Genomic DNA, 16,810 nt, shown 5'->3' with positions numbered 1-16,810 from the left:
CCCCCGAGCCTAGGCGCTGGCCGCCCGGTGCTACCGTGGCCGCCATGAGTGCAGACGACAGCCCCGAGTTCGCCGGATTCACCAGCGGAGGCTCGGCGAACGTCGAGAAGCCCGACGACGTCCGGCCCGTCGACGACGACAACGAGGAGAGCACCACTCCCGAGGAGAGCGCCGACCCCGACCACCCCTACGACTCGATGGCCGAGAGCGGCACCGAGAACGCTCCGGAGGACGAGGTCGGCTCCCGCGAGGACGAGGAGGGACTGCTTCCCCCCGGCAGCACCGCCGAGGGAGCGGGCACCTCGCTCGGCTCCGTCCCCGCCGAGGCGCGGCGCGAGGCCGAGCCGCTCGGCGCGCACGACGGCGAGGCCGGATCCGGTCAGCTCGCGGACGAGCGCTGGCGGCAGAACGGCGTCGATCCGCTCGGCTGAGCCCTCCCGGCGCGGAGTCCGGCGTCCAGGAACTACTCCGGTTGCTCGGAGGAGCCCTTCTGGCGCGACCCGTACGGTTCCGGAGGACGCGGCACGCCCGCCGCGTGGACGGAGAGTCTCATGTCGTTGCTGTTCAACCGCACCCGGGAGCTCCGCTGGACCCCGGACGAGCGGAAGGCCCTCGCCGAGGCCGTCGCCGAGGACCGCGCCCAGCTCTGGCGCAGCGTCGGCGATCTCGATCGCACCGTCGTCGTCTCGACGGAGGACCCGGGCGTCCGCGGCGGCGCCCGCTGGCCCACCGATCACCGCGCCTTCCTCCGGGTCGAGCGCGGCCCCTCCGTGGTCCTCGCGACCGACGGACTGAGCGACCCCTTCGACCGCCTCGCGAGCCCGGGCACCGGTCTCGGACTCGAGCTGTGCCTCGAGACGTCGGCGCTGCGCGGCATCCCGGCGGCCGACCTCTGGAACCACTGGCAGTTCCGCGTGCTCTACGAGGCGGCCCGGCTGGCGGCGCTCCAGGGCGTCTGCTGCCGCACCGGCGTCGACACCGCGACGCTGCCGGGAGCCGCGGCTCCGGCGGCGTGGACCGATGAGCACGGCGCCGTCGGCGTGCTGCTGGGGCTGCGCGGCGGCGGTCTGCCCGAGCGCCTCGAGCTGGCGACCGGCGACGTCGAGCTGGTGACCCTCACCCCGCTGTGGCCGGAGGAGTACGCGTGGGCCTCGGTCGACGCCACCGCCCGCGAGGAGATCGCGTCGCGCCTGCGCGCGCTGCCGCACGACGAGCTCGTGCACATCGCCCGCCCCCGCGTGGTCTGAGCGGCCCGCCGGCCCCGCCGGATCTCGATACGCCCTCTGCGAGGGCATGGTGCGGCCGATCTCGATACGCCCTCTGCGAGGGCTACTCGATCAGCATGGTGCGCGCCGTCTGCGAGGGCTGCTCGATCAGCATGGTGTGCGCCGTCTGCGAGGGCTGCTCGATCACCGTGGCGCTGCCGCGGATCGCGCGGAGCGGCGAGAACATGCTGGTCGAGTAGCCCCGAAGGGGCGTATCGAGACCGACGCTGATCGAGCTGCCGCGCAGCACCCCCGCCATGCTGGTCGAGTAGCCCTGAAGGGGCGTATCGAGACCGACGCTGATCGAGCCCCCTCAGTCGCGCTCGTCCGGCTCCGGCGTCAGCACCATCTCGCCGGTCCCGTTCGCGTGCGCGATCAGCTCATCGATCCAGACGCGGTTCAGCGCCGGCCGCCGGCCGCCGTGGAAGCGGAAGTGCAGCGGTGTCGTCGGGTGGACCCAGACGGAGCTGCGGCCGTAGCCGCTCGACTCCGGTTCGCTCCAGGAGAGGCTGAAGGATTCGTTCCGCCGCATCTTCGCGAACATGGCCACCTTGAGGTGGGCGAGCAGTCGATCGTCGAAGTCGATCTCGAGTGACTGCGGCCCGTAGATCAGTCGTCCCATGGAGGCGAGGATACCGCCGAGGCCGGGCCCGGTGGATCAGCGCCCGGGAACGGCGAACGCCCCGCCCACCGGATCCGAGGATCGCGGGGGACGGGGCGCTCGCTGACGCAGAAGGTCGGAGATTACTCGCCGACGCCGCGGATGTTCGCGGCCTGCGGGCCCTTGCGGCCCTGCTCGACGTCGTACTCGACGTGCTGGTTCTCGACGAGCTCGCGGTAGCCCTCCTTGGCGATGGCGGAGAAGTGCGCGAACACGTCGGCGCCTCCGTCGTCGGGAGCGATGAAGCCGAAGCCCTTTTCGGAGTTGAACCACTTAACGGTGCCAGTAGGCATTTCTTTTCCTTACGTGATGGTGACGCCCGCGCGAGCGGTCGTCGTTAGATGTCGCACAGCTGTGCGGTACCCGTTCCGCTCGTCCGCTGCGGGTGAAACACGCGTCGGCCGGTCGATCCGGGTCGTATCAGGGGCGGAGAGCGCGGCTCCTCGTGGGGAGTGCGTCTGCGCGGGGGAGAACGTCCCGCTCGCCGAGAGTATCGGTGAGGCGGGGGTCGAACGAGGAACGGCACGGCTTCCGCGGCGTCCTGTGAAGGGCGGTACCCGCGGATGAGGCGGGCGTTCGAACCGGCTGACCGAGGGCGATGCACTCGGTCGATGCGGTCTCTATCAGGGGCTGAATCTCTTCGTCGTCGTGCGACTTCTCAGCCATGGAATTCGGGCGATCGCCCAGGAGATGACCCCACTCTACGGGAGAGGAGCGCCCGAGCGCGACTGCGCTGCGCGGAACGTCTCGGAGCGGGCCGCCCTGTGCCACGATGCATCCACCGGTGCGGCCCGCGCACCGCCGCCAGGGCGAGGTGCCGATGCTGCTGCCGAGTGCCGAGACTCCGGGCGCCCGGACCCCGAGCGCGCAGACTCCTGACGTCGCGATCAGCGTCGCCGACGCGCTCGAGCTGCGCCGCGAGCAGATCGAGGTCGGCATCGCCTGCGCGCGGCGGGCCGGCGGCGTGTTCGCCGGCGCGTCGGCCCTGCACCTGGCACTGCTCGCCCCGACCGGGCTGACCGCCGTGCTGCCGAGCGCGCTCCTGCTCGTCGTGAGCGCCGCGATCCAGCTCTCCTCGCTCCGCGCCGGCCCGGGCGGTGCGCGGGCCGTGATCGCCGGTCTGGTGCTGGGCTTCGCCGCGCTCGCGGCGTTCCTCGGCCCCGGAGTCCAGGACGGCGACCGCACCGTGCTCAGCTGCGTGACGATGCTCGCCTCGATGGCCCTGCCCGCCGGGCTGCTCGCGATCGGCTCGTCCCGGCGTCTGATCGGGGCCGCCGTGCTCGCGGGCGTGCCGGCGCTCCTGCTCGGCATGGCGGCGACCCTCGGGTCGGGCCGGTCGCTGTTCGTCGGCCTCTCCGTCGTGGTCTGCTGGGTCATCGCCGTCATCGGCGCCCGCTGGCTGGCGTCCAGCGTCGCGCGGGCTCGCGCGGGCACCGCCCGCCTGCGGACCGCGCACGCCGCCGAGCGCCGCTCCAGCGAGAGCGAGGCGCGGCGCCGCCGGGAGGCCCGGCTGATGCACGACACGATCCTCGCCACGCTGACCCTCGTGGCGCACCGCGGCGAGGGCGTGCCCGCGACGACGCTGCGCGCCCAGGCGGCGGCCGACCTCGCCCTGCTGCGCCGTCTGGAGCACTCCGAGCCCGGCGACCGGCCCGAAGCGGAGCCCGAGCACGGATCCGGACCCGACCCGGTCGTCTCCGGGGAGGTCGCCGTGGTGCCCCCGGTCCTCCTCGAGGTCGGCCGCCGCGCCGAGGCGCTCGGCGTCGCGGTGCGCTGGCACGCCGGCGTCTCCGACCCCGGCGGCGACGACTCCCTTCCTCCGCTCGACGGCCCCGCCCTCGACGCCCTCGCGCGGGCGGCCGGCGAGTGCCTCGAGAACGTGCGGCGCCACTCCGGTGCCACGACCGCGCACATCACGCTCGATCAGGGCGCCGACACGGTCCGGCTGACCGTCTCGGACGCCGGTCGCGGCTTCGACCCCGCCGCCGTGCCCACGTCGCGGCTCGGGCTCGCGCAATCGGTCGTCGGGCGGATCGAGACCGTCGGCGGCACGGTCCGGATCTTCTCCGCGATCGGCGCCGGCACGACCGTCCTGCTGAGCGTGCCGCGATGACCGCCCCCGCGAGGACCGGCCGCTCCGGCGAGGGGACGCTCGTCGAGCTGGTCCGCGCCGCCGGGCAGGGTCCGCGCACGCTCGACTCGGTCCGCCAGCGGATCACCCGCACCAACCGCCTGACCGCGAGCTACCTCGCCGTCGGCTTCCTCGCGATCACCGCGGCACTGGTCGTCCGAGGGCTCGCGTCCTTCCTCTGGGCGCTGAACGACCGGTCCGCGACCTGGCTCTCCGGCCTGTCCTGGGCGATGGTGCTGGTGGCGCTCGCGGTCGGGGTCGTCGTCGTGGTGACCCGGCACGGCGACCTGCCGCGGGGCGTGTTCACCGGGGTGCTCGTCGTGGACGCCGCGGCGATGGTGCTGGAGTTCGCCGACTACGCGCTCCCGGCGCCCGCGCCCCTCTACTACCCGACCGTCTGCATCGGCGTCGGCGCCACGGTGGTCGCGCTGCTCGGCTTCCAGCCGCCGTCGCGCAGCACCACGGCGATCTCCGTGCTCGTCGGACTCGGCCTGCTCGGACTGCTCGGCCACGCCGTGCTCACCGGCGAGGGGTCGAGCATCGCGGTCGGCAACGTGCTGCTCGCCACGACACCGGTGGGCGTCTACGCGTCCCTCCTCTCCGCGCTGCAGCGGCACGTGCACCGCGGGCTCGACCGCACCGTCGCGGAGAGCGTGGTCGACGGGCCGGGGAGCGGGCCCGGCGGGCTCGCCGCCTCCGAGCTCGCCCGCGTCGACGCGGAGATCGCGGAGCTGCTCGAGGAGGTCGTCGACCGCGACGCCGTCCCCGACGCCGAGCTGGCGGAGCGCGCCCGCGTGCTCGGCGACCGCCTGCGCGAGGTGCTGGCCCGCAGCCACGACCGCACCTGGCTCCGGATCGCGGTGGAGGAGTCGGCGCTGCTGTCCGGGGCGGTCCTCCTCCGGGACCCGCGCGGTGCAGCCGCGGCCCTCGCTCCGCCCGACCGCTCGCGACTGCTCTCGGCCCTCTGGCTGCTGACCACCCAGGCGGGCGCCGGCCGTCCGCCGATCGAGCTCGAGCTGGAGCCGGCGCCGTTGCCGGCGGCGCCGATGCGGATCGTCCTCCGCGCGCCGGGCCTGCGTCCGCGCGACGTCGATCCGGCGGTGTGGGGGATCCTCGGCGAGATCGGCGCGCACCACGCCTCGCCGGAGGGCGCGGGCACGACGATCGAGCTCGAGCACCGCGCTCCGGGGAGGCCGGCGTGAGCGCCCCCGACGGCACGATCGGGACGCCGGGGGTCGCGGCGGAGGCGCCCGGGATCGCGCTCGCCATCCTCGACGACCACCCGATCCTGCTGAGCGCCCTGACCGAGTGGATCAACCGCTCCGGCTCCGACATCCGCGTCGTCGCGACGGCCTCGAGCTGGACGGCGCTGCTCGCGCACCCGCGCTTCCCGACCGATGTGGTGCTGCTCGACATCGACCTCGGCGACGACCTCGACCTCGCGATGAAGATCCGCACGATCACGGCGGCGGGGGCCGCGCCGATCATCATCAGCACGCACTCGCAGGCGGAGACCGTCGCGGGGGCGCTGGAGGCGGGCGCGCTCGGCTACCTGGTCAAGAGCGAGCGGACCGAGGTGATCCTCGAGGCGATCCGCTCGGCGGCGCGCGGCGAGTGCTTCCTCACGCCGCAGACGCGGGCGCTGCTCGGCGGCGGCGGCGCGGGTCCGTTGACGGCCCGCGAGCGGCGGATCGTCGGCCTCTTCGTGGAGGGCCTGTCGCTGAAGCAGGTGGCGACCGAGCTCGGCATCACCCAGGACGCCGCGCGCAGCTCGCTCCGGAACGCGCGGGCGAAGTACCGCGCCGAGGGCGTCGGGGTGAGCACCAAGATCGCGCTGCGCCGCCAGGCGATGCGCGACGGGATCATCGGGCGCGCGCCCTAGGCGCGGCCCGACGATCCCGTGGGCGGAGCGGTCGGCGTCAGACGCTCTCGTCGCGCTTCTGGCGCGCGGGCTCGGCCGGGCGGTCGGGGCCGTTCCAGACGGAGACGATGCCCCACGCCACGGCGGCGATCGGCACGGCCAGCACGGCGCCGACGATGCCCGCGAGCACGGTGCCGATGGTCAGGGCGATCAGCACGATCAGCGGGTGCAGCTTGAGCGAGCGGGCCATCACGACCGGCTGGAGGAAGTTGCCCTCGAGCTGGTTCACCGCGATGACGACGATGATCACGATCAGCGCGGCCAGCGGCCCGTTCGCGACCAGGGCGACGAGCGCGGCGAGGATGCCGGCGGCCGTCGCTCCCACGATCGGGATGAAGGCGGTGAGGAAGACGATCACCGCGAGCGGCAGGGCCAGCGGGACCTGCAGGATCGCCAGGGCGATGCCGATGCCGATCGCGTCGACCGCGGCGACGGTCGCCGTGCCGCGGATGTAGCCGCCGAGGACGTCGACGGTCTTGCCGCCGACCCGCTTGGCGCGGTCGTAGCTCGAGCCGGTGAAGGGGCGGAGCAGGAACTCCCAGATCTTCGGGCCGTCCTTCATGAAGAAGAAGAGGACGACGATCATCAGCACCAGGCCGGTGACGAAGTTCGCGGCGGCGGCCGCCCCGGCGAGGGCGCCGGAGCCGAAGGAGCTCGAGGTGAGGAAGTCGACCACGCTCTGGCGGGCGTCCTCGATCTGCTGCTCGTCGATCTGGAACGGCAGGTGCTGCACGTAGTCCTGCAGCGACGCGATGCCGTCGGAGGCGCTGCTGACCAGCTCGTCCCACTGGTTGCGGACGGCGACGGTGATCAGCCAGCCGATCGCGCCGAGGATCGCCAGCAGCCCGATCAGCGCGATCCAGGTCGCGAGGATCGACGGCACGCCCTTCCGGCGCATCCAGGCGAGCAGCGGGTGGATCGCGGAGGCCAGGATGATCGCGATCAGCACCGGGATCAGCACCAGCGTGAGCTGGGTCAGCGCGAAGACGAGGACCGCCGCGAGCGCCAGGACGACGAGGACCTGGAGGCAGCGGAGGGCGAAGCGCCCGAGCCCGTCGGACCACACCGTCGGCCGGCGCTCGGTCGGGGGAGTGGCCGGAGGAGTCGCCCGAGGAGTCGCCGGGGGGACGTTGCGGTCGAAGAAGCCCATGGGGGGAACCGTAGTGGAGGGACGCGGTCCGGTTCTCCCGCTTGACGGCCGCGGGCCGCGCCCGGGGCGGGGCGGCCCTCGGCGGTGGCGGACCGGCGAGCGGGATGCGGAATCCGTCGCGTTCGGCGCGGCGGGCTGAGCAGAATCGCCTGTTTCCGAACGGGAAACGGCCTTCTTCCGCTCGTTCCGTTGCCTCCGCGACGGAATCCGCACTAGGGTCGCCATGTCCATGCACGTGCATGGGGTGCGAGACCCGAACTCGCGCCGCAGCCGCGCTCGCCGTCGCCCGCCGCCTCCCGACCGGGCGGCGGGCCCGTGCCCTCCGGCATGGACCGCCGGATCGCAGCCGCCGGATCGCCGCCGCCGGATCAGGCGGCGGGCACCCGGACCGTCAGCCCGCCCGGCTCGATCCAGGTGCGGAACGCCGAGGTGGAGCCGAACGGGTCGCCGTCCAGCTCGATCTCCTGCGGCCGCTCGAGCCGCACGACCAGCTCGTGGCCCTTCACGTAGCGCAGCGCCGAGACCTCCTTGGTGAGGCCCATCAGCTTCTTGCCGACCACGCCGCTGCGGCGCAGCACTCCGTTCTCCCAGACCACCTTGAAGATGATCTGCACCCAGCCGAAGAAGCCCTCCGGGCGCAGCAGCACGATGTCGAACTCGCCGTCGTCGACCGCGGCGTCCGGCAGCAGCAGGATGTTCGCGGGCAGGGCGCCGCAGTTGCCGACGATGATCGTGTGCGCGCGCACCTTGCGGGTCTTCGCGCCGTTCAGGGAGTAGCGGAACTCGAGCTGGTTCTTGTCCAGCAGGGCCTTCCGCAGTGCGTCGACGTAGGCGAGCCAGCCGGCGCGCTTCTTGAGGTCGTCGTCCGTGTTCGCGAGCATCTTCGCGTCGATGCCCAGGCCCGCCATCACGACGTAGGAGCGGCGGTCGCGGCCCTTCGACGTCTCGATGTCGATCACGCCGATGTCGATCGCGCGGTCCCGGCCCGAGAAGGCGACGGTCAGCGCGTTGTCGATGTCGTCGAGCGTGAGGTTCAGGTTGCGGGCGAGCAGGTTGCCGGTGCCCGAGGGCAGCAGGGCGAGCGAGGCCTTCGAGTCCTGCAGCGCCTCGGCGACCACGCGCACGGTGCCGTCGCCGCCCGCCGCGATCACCATGTCGACGCCTTGCTCGAGGGCCTCGCGGGTCTGGCCGGCTCCCGGGTCCTCGACCGAGGTCTCGAACCACAGGGTTTCGTCCCAGCCCGCCGCCTCCTCGGCGCGGGCGACGGCGGCCTTCACGGCCTCGAGGTCGACCTTGACGGGGTTGTAGACGACGGCGGCGCGACGGAGCTCAGACATCGGCGCCGTCCTCGTCCTGCTCGGCGAGCTCGTTCCCGTCGGCGTCGACGCGGCCCGGGCGCACGTCGGCGTCGTCGCGGATGTCAATGCGGGTGTCGCCCGCGGGGGTGGTCGTCACGTCGATGCGCGGGGCCGCGTCGGCCTCCGTCGCCTTCGGTGCGCTGGTCAGCTGGTCTCGGCGATCATCCGCCGTCTGGTCGCTCATGCCTGGACGGTAGCAGCGCGCTCGCGCGTGCCGCTCGGGGTTGCGCCCGCCCTAGCGGGCTGCCTGGAGGCCCCAGAGCACGAGCGGGATCTGCAGCGGGAGGCGCAGCAGCGTGATCGCCCGGGTGCGCGGGCGACGGGCGTCGAGCGCCATCTGCACGTTGGCGGGGAAGACCCCGGCCATCAGGGCGGCGGAGGCGAGACCGCCGGCGCGGCGGGTGGAGGGCAGGAGCGTCGCGGCGGCGCAGGCGAGTTCGGCGACTCCCGAGACGAGCACCCAGCCGCGGGCCGAGCCGGGCATCGCCCGCGGGACGGCGCGCTCGAACACGGCGGGGCGCACGAGGTGGATCACCCCGGAGACGGCCATCGCGCCGACGAGGACGAGCGGGCCCGCGCCGAGCGGGCCGGGACGGGCGGTGCGGCGGCGGCTCATCGGCCCTGCGCTCCGCGCTCGAGCGGAGCGACGTGGTCGAGGATCCGCCGCCACTCGCGCACCAGCGCCAGCCGCCCCGTGCCGTCGACGGTGGCGGAGCGCGCATCGGGCAGGTGCGAGCGGAACCACCGCGCGTCCTCCGTGCCCGCGACAGGGTCGGCGTCGCCGTTCACGATCAGGACCTCGGCCGTCACCCGGTCGAGCTCGTCGGCCCAGGAGCCGTCGCGGAGCGCGACGAGATCGGTCGCCGCGCCGGTGGGGCCCTGGCGCCAGCCCTCGCCGAGCATCCGCTCGAGGCGGTTGCGCAGCCCGCCGTGGCTCGCCAGCACCGGGTCGCCCGGGTCGACCCCGAGCGCGTCGAGTCCGGGCACGTCCGTCGGCAGCGTGCCGGCGATCCCCGCGGCGTCCTCGCCGAGCAGGGTCCGGCGCCGCTCCCACGCCGTCGTCGAGTGCACCAGCACGCCGGCCTGCGGCGGCGCGGGCGTGCCGACGATCGCGAGGCGGTCGACCAGGTCCGGGTGCCGCGCCGCGAGCGAGAGCGCGACGACTCCGCCGGAGCCCCAGCCGACGACGCCGACGCTGCCGAAGCGCGCGCCGTCGATGACGCGGGCGGTGCGCTCGGAGCGGCGCAGGTACTCCGCGAGATCGTCAGCGCGGTCCTGCACGCGGCCGTCGGCCGGTCCGACCGGGTCGGAGGCGCCGTAGCCGGGGCGGTCGAGGGTCATCAGATGGAGTCCCCACGGGCCGGTGACCAGCGGGTCGGGATCGAAGCCGCCCGCGCCGGGAGTGGGATGGCAGAGGACGACCAGCCGGTCGGCGATCGGATCGCCGGCGGCGGACACGCCGATCCCGCGTCCGGATCGCAGCTCGAATCGGTGGTTCGCCATGTCTCCTCCAGAGTGCCGCCGTCCATCGGCGGTGCGCGCCCAGTCAACCGGAGACGCGGGCCGCGCCGCTGGGGATTGTGCTCGCGTCGGCACATCGTGTCCGCCTCCGCCCGCCGCCGCCACCCCCTGGCGCTCCCGGTCGGGCGCGGAGGAGAGTGGTCGTCCCGGCAGAGCGCCGGAGCGAAGGGAGAGCGGCGATGAGCAGCGACAGCAGCAACGGCACCGAGGACGAGAAGACCGAGAAGACCGAGGACCTCCCCGACGGCACCGGCACCGACACCTCCGACGGCGGCGGCGACACGGACACCGTCTCGGGCGGAGAGCCCGACGACGAGTAGCCGTCGCGGCACGCTCTGAGACGAGAGGAGGGGCGCCACCGGTGATGCCGGTGACGCCCCTCTCGTGGTTCCGCGGGTCAGACGACCGGGCCGCTGCCCTCGCTGGTGCGGCGGGTGACCTGCTCGCCGCTGGCGGGGTCGACCGCCGAGCGGGTGGTCGAGACGGCCTGGCGGCGGCGGGTCCTCAGCACGAGGCCGATGATGAGGCCGACGGCCCCGGCGGCCATCAGGATGTAGCCGATCAGCGTCAGATCGACTCCGGCGACGTCGATGTCCACGGCGAAGGCGAGGACCGCGCCGACGACGAGGAGGAAGATCCCTGCTCCGATGCTCATACGTGCTCCTTCTGCGATCGCCGGCGTGCGCGGGAGGCGCTGAAGGGGCACCGGCGGGCGACGCCCCACCGTAGTGCCCGCACACCACGCGCCCGAAGCCCTATCCGCGACCGGTCCCGCGGGTGTAGGCGCGCGACGCCGCACCGAGCCTCCGCCGGCGATCACCGGGACCTTGCGTCCGCATCTCTCGGACGAGGTGTGACCGCCTGCCGCAGGACCGCGGCGAGCTTCTCGTTGCTCCCGGTGTCCTGACTGTGGAATCGCGCTTCCACGAAGGCGTCCCGCAGCGGTGCTCCGGGCAGGAACCTTGCGGCGTCGATCAGGTAGCCCGCCTGCTCGGCCAGCTGGGAGAATAACACGAATTGCGAGCGAGTGTTGCCCTCTCTCGCGAAGTGGATCACGTTCAGCTCGCCCCAGCTCTCGGCGAGCTCCTCGACGAACTCCTCCGGACCGAGGCCGCGGAGATGATCCTTGCGGGCGAGCTCGGCGTACTCGGATTCCGCGGCCTCGGCGAGGGATGGGCCGGCGGGGTAGTAGGCGTGTCCGTCCTTGGTCATGCGCTTCCCGACCGGAGCGACTCGCTCCTGGCCCGCCCATGCGTACACGTCCTGGAAGATCGCGAGATGGATCGCCTTCATGTGCGCGTAGTCGAACCGGCCGGCGATGGGCTTCTCGTGCAGCTCCCGGATGCGGACAGCGGTGATCGCCTCCTCCATCACGCGCAGCTTCACGGGATCGGTCTCGCCGTAGGGCTTCCCGGGTCCCGTCAACAGGTTCCGGAGAACAGTCGTCCCCGGGATGAAGTAGTCGTCCCAGGTGCGGAAGGTGGAACCGCCGGGCATCAGCCCTGGACGTGCCGCCTGATCGCCGCGACCGCCTCGTCCCCCGACAGCTCGTGGCGCGCAGCGAGTTCGATGATCGCGCGCAGTGCCGGATCCTCGACCTCGTGGCCCGCGAGAGAGAGTGCGGCCTCCGCGAACATCCGATGCCGATCCCTCTCGGCATCACCGACCGTCGTTGCTGCGACTGCATGCGCCATGCCGGACTCCCTTCCGAAGCCTCGATTCTACCGACGCGACCCGGCGAACAGCAGGGCGTCGTCGCGGTTCAGCGGTCCGCGATGCGGAGCATCACGCGGGTGCGGTCGCCGCGGGAGACGATGCGCTCGATCACCATGAAGACGCGGTACTCGAGGCGGTACTTCCGCAGGAAGACGCGGCCGAGGCGGTCGACGGTGCCGGTGTCCGAGACGATGCGCGCCTCGGCCTCGAGGACGGTCGCGCCGTCGGCGACGCGGCCGCGGCGGTCGCAGGGCACCAGGGTCACCCGCGGGTCGTTCCGCAGGCGCTTGACCTTGCCGCTCTTGCGGGGAGTGGTGACGACCAGCTCGTCGCCGTCGCGCGCGATCCACACCGGCGTGGACACCCCGACGCCGGTCTTCCGGAAGGTGGTGAGCGAGACGAACGAGGCGTCGGCGAGGGCCGCGAGCGCGGGCGAGAGGGTCATCCTCGAAGGGTAGGGGCACCGGGAAGCGGGTCCGCAAGCCTCCCGGACACCTCGGATCGCCCCCGTAGGCTGGAGGCATGCCCGACCCGACCCCCCTGATCGGTCCGATCGCGGCCCCCGAGCTGCACGTGATGACGTACAACATCCGGCGGCGCATGCCCCGCCTCACCGCCCGGGCGGTCGACCAGTGGGAGCGGCGCAAGCCGCTCGTCCGCCGCCTGCTGCAGGAGGAGCGCCCGTCGATCCTCGCGGTCCAGGAGGCGCTGCCCGATCAGGCGCAGTGGGTGCACGAGTCGCTCGACGCCTCCTTCGAGGGGATGGGCTTCGGCCGCGACGCCGACCGCGGCGGCGAGCGCGTGATGCTCTTCGTCGACCGCAGCCGCTTCGCGGTGCGCGACTGGTCGCAGATCGCCCTGTCCGCCACTCCGGACGTCGCCGGCTCGCGCAGCTGGGGCAACCGCATCCCGCGGACCGCCGTGATCGCCGAGCTGACCGACCACGCGACGAATCGCGAGCTGACCGTGGTGGCGACGCACTTCGACCACCTCTCGCGCCGCTCGCGGCTGCGCTCGGCCGAGCTCGTCGCCGAGCGGGTCCTCGATCTCGGCCGGCCGGCGATCGTGATGGGCGACACCAACACCGACATCGGCACGGCCCCCTACCGCGCGCTGCTCGACGAGGGCCGTCTCGCCGACTCCTGGGTCGTCGCCGGCACGCACCTCACCCCGCACTGGGGCACCTACTCGAACTACCGCCCGCCGAAGGCCGGGCGCCGCATCGACTGGCTGACCGTCAGCGCCGGGGCGTTCGAGGTCGTCTCGGCCGCGATCAACGCCACGCGCTACGACGACGCGGCTCCGGGCTCGGACCACGAGGCGGTCCAGGCCGTGCTCCGCTTCACGAAGCCGTGACCCGCACCGCCGTGAGATCCCGCCCCGAGAACGAGCCCGTCCTGATCTCGACCTTCATGGAGCCGCCGCGCACCCGGGGCGAGTGGTTCGCCGACGCGGTCCGCGCGCTCGGCGCCGCGAGCATCGTCGCCGCGGTGCTCGGCTGGGACCTCGTCGACGTCGCCGTCTTCGCCCTCGCGGCGATCGGGCTCGTCCTGCCGCGGTTCCTCGGGATCCGTCCCGCGCTGGACGCCGCGTTCGGCCTGGCTCTGCTGATCGCCTCGTGGAGCAGCGTGCTCGGGCTCTACCAGGCGTGGGCGTCGTGGGACCTCGTCGTGCACTTCGTGCTGAACGGGCTGGTCGCGGCCGTCGCCTACATCCTCGCCGCGCGCGCCGGCGTGGTGCCGACGGTGGCGGGCGATCGCGGACCGCTCGCCCCGGCGATCGTGCTCTGCGCCTGCTTCGGCCTGACGATGGGCGTCGTCTGGGAGTGGGGCGAGTGGGCCGGGCACCGCTTCGTCGACGAGACGATCTTCGTCGGCTACGAGGACACGCTGGGCGACCTCGCCGCCGGGGCGGCCGGCTCGATCGCGGCCGGCGCGCTGATGCGCTTCTGGTCGGCGAAGAGCCGCGTCGTCGGCGGCTGACCACCGCCGGTCGGTCGGCGCTCCTCGGGGCTACGACACCGCGCGGAGCGCGTCGAGCACCACCGCGCGGGCCGGATTCCCCCGGCCCGAGCGGCGCCAGGCCGCGCTGACGACGCGCGTCGAGATCGGGTCGACCGCGGGGACCGCGACCACCGCCTCCGGAAGCGGCTCGCGTCCCAGCCGCGGGACCAGCGCGACCGCCGCACCCGCCTCGACCAGGGCGATGTGGGTGCTGAAGTCCTCGTCGTAGTAGGCGATGTCCGGCTGGCGGCCGGTGCCGGCGAAGGTGCGCAGCAGCCAGGCGTGGCAGATCGCCCCCGCCGGGATGCTCACCCAGGTCTCGTCGGCGAGGCGGCTCGGCGCGATCTCGGCGCTCCCGGCGAGCGGGTGCGCACGGTGCAGGAGGACGTCGGCGCGGTCCTCGAGGAGGATCTCGCTCTCGATGGTGTCGTGGGGGAGATCGAGCGCCAGCCCGGGCCAATCGTGCAGGATCGCGAGATCGGCCGCGCCCCGCTCCAGCCGGCGCGAGGCCTCCCACGGGTCGAGCTCGTCGAGGGTGAGCCGCAGCCGAGGCGCGCGCTCGCGGATGAGCAACAGGGCCGGCACCAGCAGGCCGCGCATCGCGGTCGAGAACGCGGCCACCCGCAGAGTGCCGGTCACCTCCTCCGCCGGGACGGTGCCCAGGTGCCCGAGCGCCTCGAGCTCGGCGAGGAGGCGCTCGCCGCGCTCGGCCAGCGTGCGGCCGTGCGCGGTCAGCAGCACGCCGCGACCGGAGCGCTCGGCAACGGCACCGCCGGTCTGGCGCTCGAGGCGCTTGAGCTGCTGCGACACGGCCGAGGGGGTGTAGCCGAGCGCGTCGGCCGCGGCGGCAACGGTGCCGCAGTCGCGGACGGCGACGAGGGCGCGGAGCGCGGACGGCTCGATCATGCAGCGACGCTACCGGATCGGCGGTGCCGACCTGCGCTGGTGCTGCCGGGTCGTTCGCGCTTGTCTGGACCCATGACCCGCCGGCACAGCCTCCTCGCCCTCCTCGTCGTCCTGCTCTGGGGGCTGAACTTCGTCGTCATCGACGTCGGGCTCGCGGACGTGCCGCCGCTGCTGTTCCTCGCGATGCGCTTCGCGGTGGTCGCGGTGCCGGCCGTGTTCCTCGTGCCGCGGCCCGAGGCGCCGCTGCGCACGGTCGCGACGATCGGGGCGTTCATGAGCCTCGGGCAGTTCGCTCTGCTCTATCTCGCGCTGGCGCTGGGGATGCCCGCGGGGCTGGCGTCGCTGGTGGTGCAGGCGCAGATCGTGATGACGGTGCTGATCGCGGCGGTGCTGCTGCGGGAGCGGCCGACCCGGCGGCAGAGCATCGGCCTGGTCGTCGGCGTCGCGGGTCTCGTGATCGTGGCCGTCTCGCACGGCGCGGTCGCTCCGTGGCTGCCGTTCGTGGTCTGCCTGGGCGGTGCGCTGTCCTGGGCGATCGGCAACGTCCTGACCCGGCGCGCGAAGGGCGCCTCGGGGCTGTCGCTGGTGGTCTGGTCGGCGCTGGTCGTGCCGATCCCGGCGCTGCTGCTCTCGCTGCTCGTCGACGGCGGGCCCGCGATCGCGACGGCGCTGCAGGGGCTCTCGCTCGCGGCGGTCCTCAGCACGCTCGACACCGCGGTGTTCGCCTCGCTGATCGGCTACGGGATCTGGAACTCGCTGCTGGCCCGCTACCCGGCCGCGTCGGTGGTGCCGTTCACGCTGCTCGTGCCGGTGGTCGGCGTGCTGTCGGCGTGGGCGCTGCTGGGCGAAGTGCCCTCGGTCGGCGTGCTGATCGGCGGTGCCGTGATGGTCGCCGGGCTCGCGGTCGCGACGATCCGGCGCGGTCGGCGCGCAGAGGTCCTCGCCGCCGTCGGTGGTCCGGCGTAGTGTCGCCCACATGTGCGGACGCTTCGCGATGGATTCCGAGACCGACGCCCTGATCGCCGAGTTCGTCGCGGCGGGCGGCCGGGCGGCCGACTGGGCGCCCGACTTCAGCGTCGCTCCCACCGACGCCGCGCCGATCGTGCGCGAGCACCGGCACGAGGACGCGCTCGAGCGCGAGATCGAGCTGGCCTCCTGGGGCTTCCGGCCCTCGTGGGCGAAGGGGAAGGGGCCGTCGCCGATCAACGCGCGGCTCGAGACCGTCGCCTCGAACGGGCTGTTCCGCGGGGCCTTCGCGAAGCAGCGGGCCATCGTGCCGATGCGCGGCTACTACGAGTGGGAGGCGCGGGCCGACGGCAAGCAGCCGTGGTTCCTGCACGGCGACGAGCCGATCCTCGCCGCGGCGGGCCTCTACGCGGCGCGCAAGGAGGGCGACGAGTGGCGCGTCTCGTTCACGATCATCACCCGCGAGGCGCGGGACGCCTCCGGCGAGGTCCACGACCGGATGCCCGTCTTCCTCACCCCCGACGTCCGCGACGCCTGGCTGAGTCCGGAGCCGCTCGCCTCGAGCGAGGAGATGCTGGCGACGCTCGACCGAGCCTCGGTCGCCGTCGCCTCGACGATCACGGCCTACCCGGTCGACCGCCGCGTCAACAACGCGCGGACGGTCGACCGCCACGATCCTGGCCTGCTCGACCCGGTCGCGTGAGGGGAGTTACTTCGTACCTGCGTGCCCCGCCCGCCGGCGGAGCCGGCTGATGGGAGCGGTTCCCGGGGCAGGCCGGATCATTTCGTTCCGGCGTGTCCCGGGAACGGCTTGCCGTTGAGGCTGACCTCGTCGGGGTCCACCTCGACGGTGCCGACGTCGTCCGCGCCGCCCGTGCCGGGGACGGAGATGACCTCGGCCGAGCCGGAGACCTCGGTCCGGCTGGTGGTCGGGTCCTGCTCCTGGCGGACCTCGGTCTCGCGCTCGCTGCCCGGGGACTCGGCGCGGTCCTTCTCGATCGTCTCGCTCTCGTTCGCCGTGGCCGGAGCCGCGCCGTCCGTCGCGCCGATCGTCGATCCCTGCTCGTCCTCGTGCATGTGCCTCACCTTTCGTCGGGACCAGCCACGCTACGCGCGGCCCCCTCGACGGGCACCCGCTTGACAGGCCGCCCGCCCCGGTCGGTCCTGCGTGCCGGAGGACGGACGTACTACCCTGAGGGAACGGTCGCACCG

24 protein-coding genes are annotated in these 16,810 nt (G+C 73.6%); 10 read left to right on the top strand and 14 right to left on the bottom strand.

Annotated features, from left to right (window positions below):
- The first annotated feature begins 44 nt into the window (after positions 1–44).
- Positions 45–431, top strand: a complete 387-nt coding sequence (locus HQQ82_RS11285) for a hypothetical protein (protein ID WP_173233211.1) — start codon at positions 45–47, stop codon at positions 429–431.
- 120 nt (positions 432–551) lie between these two features.
- The gene (locus HQQ82_RS11280) at positions 552–1,247 is read left to right on the top strand and encodes a suppressor of fused domain protein (RefSeq protein WP_173233209.1); all 696 of its coding nucleotides are present in this window, start codon (positions 552–554) and stop codon (positions 1,245–1,247) included.
- An 82-nt stretch (positions 1,248–1,329) separates the two neighbouring features.
- On the opposite strand, the gene HQQ82_RS11275 is transcribed toward HQQ82_RS11280, so the two are convergent.
- From HQQ82_RS11275 to HQQ82_RS11265, 3 genes are all read right to left on the bottom strand, one after another.
- On the bottom strand, positions 1,330–1,524 hold the full coding sequence (locus tag HQQ82_RS11275; RefSeq protein WP_216848532.1) for a hypothetical protein: 195 nt from the start codon (positions 1,522–1,524) through the stop codon (positions 1,330–1,332).
- Positions 1,525–1,578: 54 nt separating this feature from the next.
- The gene (locus tag HQQ82_RS11270; protein ID WP_173233205.1) at positions 1,579–1,887 is read right to left on the bottom strand and encodes an ATP-dependent DNA ligase; all 309 of its coding nucleotides are present in this window, start codon (positions 1,885–1,887) and stop codon (positions 1,579–1,581) included.
- Between the two features lie 122 nt (positions 1,888–2,009).
- Positions 2,010–2,219: a cold-shock protein gene (locus HQQ82_RS11265; RefSeq protein WP_123444803.1), complete on the bottom strand. Its 210-nt coding sequence runs from the start codon at positions 2,217–2,219 to the stop codon at positions 2,010–2,012.
- Between the two features lie 491 nt (positions 2,220–2,710).
- Here HQQ82_RS11265 and HQQ82_RS11260 point away from each other — a divergent pair, with 491 nt between their 5' ends.
- Genes HQQ82_RS11260 through HQQ82_RS11250 form a run of 3 tightly spaced genes read left to right on the top strand, consistent with a single transcriptional unit; the run spans position 2,711 to position 5,939 of the window.
- Positions 2,711–4,039, top strand: coding sequence for an ATP-binding protein (locus HQQ82_RS11260; RefSeq protein ID WP_173233203.1), 1,329 nt, complete (start codon positions 2,711–2,713; stop codon positions 4,037–4,039).
- The gene (locus tag HQQ82_RS11255) at positions 4,036–5,259 is read left to right on the top strand and encodes a hypothetical protein (protein WP_173233201.1); all 1,224 of its coding nucleotides are present in this window, start codon (positions 4,036–4,038) and stop codon (positions 5,257–5,259) included. Before HQQ82_RS11260 ends, HQQ82_RS11255 begins: the two co-directional genes overlap by 4 nt.
- The gene (locus HQQ82_RS11250) at positions 5,256–5,939 is read left to right on the top strand and encodes a response regulator transcription factor (protein ID WP_173233199.1); all 684 of its coding nucleotides are present in this window, start codon (positions 5,256–5,258) and stop codon (positions 5,937–5,939) included. Before HQQ82_RS11255 ends, HQQ82_RS11250 begins: the two co-directional genes overlap by 4 nt.
- A gap of 37 nt (positions 5,940–5,976) precedes the next feature.
- Here HQQ82_RS11250 and HQQ82_RS11245 read toward each other — a convergent pair whose 3' ends face one another.
- The 5 genes from HQQ82_RS11245 to HQQ82_RS11225 all read right to left on the bottom strand — a co-directional run bounded on the left by HQQ82_RS11245 (position 5,977) and on the right by HQQ82_RS11225 (position 9,989).
- Positions 5,977–7,128, bottom strand: coding sequence for an AI-2E family transporter (locus HQQ82_RS11245; protein ID WP_173233197.1), 1,152 nt, complete (start codon positions 7,126–7,128; stop codon positions 5,977–5,979).
- A 368-nt stretch (positions 7,129–7,496) separates the two neighbouring features.
- Positions 7,497–8,465 (bottom strand): diacylglycerol kinase family protein, encoded by a 969-nt coding sequence (locus HQQ82_RS11240; protein ID WP_173233195.1) that lies wholly within the window; start codon positions 8,463–8,465, stop codon positions 7,497–7,499.
- Positions 8,458–8,670 carry a multidrug transporter gene (locus HQQ82_RS11235; protein WP_173233193.1) on the bottom strand — a complete coding sequence of 71 codons (213 nt, stop codon included), beginning with the start codon at positions 8,668–8,670 and terminating at the stop codon, positions 8,458–8,460. Before HQQ82_RS11235 ends, HQQ82_RS11240 begins: the two co-directional genes overlap by 8 nt.
- 51 nt (positions 8,671–8,721) lie before the next feature.
- Positions 8,722–9,102, bottom strand: coding sequence for a hypothetical protein (locus HQQ82_RS11230; RefSeq protein WP_216848531.1), 381 nt, complete (start codon positions 9,100–9,102; stop codon positions 8,722–8,724).
- On the bottom strand, positions 9,099–9,989 hold the full coding sequence (locus HQQ82_RS11225) for an alpha/beta fold hydrolase (protein ID WP_173233191.1): 891 nt from the start codon (positions 9,987–9,989) through the stop codon (positions 9,099–9,101). The genes HQQ82_RS11230 and HQQ82_RS11225 overlap by 4 nt, the downstream gene beginning before the upstream one ends.
- Positions 9,990–10,186: 197 nt before the next feature.
- Here HQQ82_RS11225 and HQQ82_RS11220 point away from each other — a divergent pair, with 197 nt between their 5' ends.
- The gene (locus tag HQQ82_RS11220) at positions 10,187–10,327 is read left to right on the top strand and encodes a hypothetical protein (protein WP_173233189.1); all 141 of its coding nucleotides are present in this window, start codon (positions 10,187–10,189) and stop codon (positions 10,325–10,327) included.
- 77 nt (positions 10,328–10,404) lie between these two features.
- Here HQQ82_RS11220 and HQQ82_RS11215 read toward each other — a convergent pair whose 3' ends face one another.
- The 4 genes from HQQ82_RS11215 to HQQ82_RS11200 all read right to left on the bottom strand — a co-directional run bounded on the left by HQQ82_RS11215 (position 10,405) and on the right by HQQ82_RS11200 (position 12,168).
- Positions 10,405–10,662, bottom strand: a complete 258-nt coding sequence (locus HQQ82_RS11215; protein WP_173233187.1) for a DUF6458 family protein — start codon at positions 10,660–10,662, stop codon at positions 10,405–10,407.
- Between the two features lie 161 nt (positions 10,663–10,823).
- Positions 10,824–11,504 carry a Fic family protein gene (locus tag HQQ82_RS11210; RefSeq protein WP_173233185.1) on the bottom strand — a complete coding sequence of 227 codons (681 nt, stop codon included), beginning with the start codon at positions 11,502–11,504 and terminating at the stop codon, positions 10,824–10,826.
- On the bottom strand, positions 11,504–11,644 hold the full coding sequence (locus HQQ82_RS11205) for a hypothetical protein (RefSeq protein WP_173233183.1): 141 nt from the start codon (positions 11,642–11,644) through the stop codon (positions 11,504–11,506). Before HQQ82_RS11205 ends, HQQ82_RS11210 begins: the two co-directional genes overlap by 1 nt.
- Positions 11,645–11,769: 125 nt before the next feature.
- Positions 11,770–12,168 (bottom strand): PPOX class F420-dependent oxidoreductase, encoded by a 399-nt coding sequence (locus HQQ82_RS11200; protein ID WP_173233181.1) that lies wholly within the window; start codon positions 12,166–12,168, stop codon positions 11,770–11,772.
- Positions 12,169–12,245: 77 nt separating this feature from the next.
- On the opposite strand from HQQ82_RS11200, the gene HQQ82_RS11195 reads away from it, so the two are divergent.
- Positions 12,246–13,079 carry an endonuclease/exonuclease/phosphatase family protein gene (locus tag HQQ82_RS11195; RefSeq protein WP_173233179.1) on the top strand — a complete coding sequence of 278 codons (834 nt, stop codon included), beginning with the start codon at positions 12,246–12,248 and terminating at the stop codon, positions 13,077–13,079.
- Positions 13,076–13,705: a hypothetical protein gene (locus HQQ82_RS11190; protein ID WP_173233177.1), complete on the top strand. Its 630-nt coding sequence runs from the start codon at positions 13,076–13,078 to the stop codon at positions 13,703–13,705. Before HQQ82_RS11195 ends, HQQ82_RS11190 begins: the two co-directional genes overlap by 4 nt.
- Positions 13,706–13,735: 30 nt before the next feature.
- Here the strand turns inward: HQQ82_RS11190 and HQQ82_RS11185 are convergent, their stop codons facing one another.
- Entirely contained in the window at positions 13,736–14,632 is an 897-nt protein-coding gene (locus HQQ82_RS11185; RefSeq protein ID WP_173233175.1) for a LysR family transcriptional regulator, read from the bottom strand.
- 72 nt (positions 14,633–14,704) lie between these two features.
- Between HQQ82_RS11185 and HQQ82_RS11180 the strand changes: the two genes are divergently transcribed.
- Both HQQ82_RS11180 and HQQ82_RS11175 read left to right on the top strand, forming a co-directional pair.
- Complete coding sequence (locus HQQ82_RS11180) at positions 14,705–15,598, top strand: EamA family transporter (RefSeq protein WP_173233173.1); 894 nt, start codon at positions 14,705–14,707, stop codon at positions 15,596–15,598.
- A 10-nt stretch (positions 15,599–15,608) separates the two neighbouring features.
- Positions 15,609–16,301 carry an SOS response-associated peptidase gene (locus tag HQQ82_RS11175; protein ID WP_173233171.1) on the top strand — a complete coding sequence of 231 codons (693 nt, stop codon included), beginning with the start codon at positions 15,609–15,611 and terminating at the stop codon, positions 16,299–16,301.
- A gap of 77 nt (positions 16,302–16,378) precedes the next feature.
- On the opposite strand, the gene HQQ82_RS11170 is transcribed toward HQQ82_RS11175, so the two are convergent.
- Positions 16,379–16,675: a hypothetical protein gene (locus HQQ82_RS11170; protein ID WP_173233169.1), complete on the bottom strand. Its 297-nt coding sequence runs from the start codon at positions 16,673–16,675 to the stop codon at positions 16,379–16,381.
- Positions 16,676–16,810: the final 135 nt, after the last annotated feature.

It is taken from the genome of Rathayibacter sp. VKM Ac-2856 (assembly GCF_013205055.1).
Taxonomy (GTDB): domain Bacteria; phylum Actinomycetota; class Actinomycetes; order Actinomycetales; family Microbacteriaceae; genus Rathayibacter.
This window is presented reverse-complemented; position numbering and strand designations above follow the sequence as displayed.

Bases quoted from the DNA above. Each gene is read 5' to 3' on its own strand.
- HQQ82_RS11175 (WP_173233171.1), top strand. From the start codon at position 15,609: ATGTGCGGACGCTTCGCGATGGATTCCGAGACCGACGCCCTGATCGCC.
- HQQ82_RS11280 (WP_173233209.1), top strand. From the start codon at position 552: ATGTCGTTGCTGTTCAACCGCACCCGGGAGCTCCGCTGGACCCCGGAC.
- HQQ82_RS11210 (WP_173233185.1), bottom strand. From the start codon at position 11,504: ATGCCCGGCGGTTCCACCTTCCGCACCTGGGACGACTACTTCATCCCG.
- HQQ82_RS11275 (WP_216848532.1), bottom strand. From the start codon at position 1,524: ATGGCGGGGGTGCTGCGCGGCAGCTCGATCAGCGTCGGTCTCGATACG.
- HQQ82_RS11180 (WP_173233173.1), top strand. From the start codon at position 14,705: ATGACCCGCCGGCACAGCCTCCTCGCCCTCCTCGTCGTCCTGCTCTGG.
- HQQ82_RS11255 (WP_173233201.1), top strand. From the start codon at position 4,036: ATGACCGCCCCCGCGAGGACCGGCCGCTCCGGCGAGGGGACGCTCGTC.
- HQQ82_RS11215 (WP_173233187.1), bottom strand. From the start codon at position 10,662: ATGAGCATCGGAGCAGGGATCTTCCTCCTCGTCGTCGGCGCGGTCCTC.
- HQQ82_RS11245 (WP_173233197.1), bottom strand. From the start codon at position 7,128: ATGGGCTTCTTCGACCGCAACGTCCCCCCGGCGACTCCTCGGGCGACT.
- HQQ82_RS11230 (WP_216848531.1), bottom strand. From the start codon at position 9,102: ATGAGCCGCCGCCGCACCGCCCGTCCCGGCCCGCTCGGCGCGGGCCCG.
- HQQ82_RS11220 (WP_173233189.1), top strand. From the start codon at position 10,187: ATGAGCAGCGACAGCAGCAACGGCACCGAGGACGAGAAGACCGAGAAG.
- HQQ82_RS11170 (WP_173233169.1), bottom strand. From the start codon at position 16,675: ATGCACGAGGACGAGCAGGGATCGACGATCGGCGCGACGGACGGCGCG.
- HQQ82_RS11235 (WP_173233193.1), bottom strand. From the start codon at position 8,670: ATGAGCGACCAGACGGCGGATGATCGCCGAGACCAGCTGACCAGCGCA.
- HQQ82_RS11265 (WP_123444803.1), bottom strand. From the start codon at position 2,219: ATGCCTACTGGCACCGTTAAGTGGTTCAACTCCGAAAAGGGCTTCGGC.
- HQQ82_RS11205 (WP_173233183.1), bottom strand. From the start codon at position 11,644: ATGTTCGCGGAGGCCGCACTCTCTCTCGCGGGCCACGAGGTCGAGGAT.
- HQQ82_RS11285 (WP_173233211.1), top strand. From the start codon at position 45: ATGAGTGCAGACGACAGCCCCGAGTTCGCCGGATTCACCAGCGGAGGC.
- HQQ82_RS11200 (WP_173233181.1), bottom strand. From the start codon at position 12,168: ATGACCCTCTCGCCCGCGCTCGCGGCCCTCGCCGACGCCTCGTTCGTC.
- HQQ82_RS11195 (WP_173233179.1), top strand. From the start codon at position 12,246: ATGCCCGACCCGACCCCCCTGATCGGTCCGATCGCGGCCCCCGAGCTG.
- HQQ82_RS11225 (WP_173233191.1), bottom strand. From the start codon at position 9,989: ATGGCGAACCACCGATTCGAGCTGCGATCCGGACGCGGGATCGGCGTG.
- HQQ82_RS11240 (WP_173233195.1), bottom strand. From the start codon at position 8,465: ATGTCTGAGCTCCGTCGCGCCGCCGTCGTCTACAACCCCGTCAAGGTC.
- HQQ82_RS11270 (WP_173233205.1), bottom strand. From the start codon at position 1,887: ATGGGACGACTGATCTACGGGCCGCAGTCACTCGAGATCGACTTCGAC.
- HQQ82_RS11185 (WP_173233175.1), bottom strand. From the start codon at position 14,632: ATGATCGAGCCGTCCGCGCTCCGCGCCCTCGTCGCCGTCCGCGACTGC.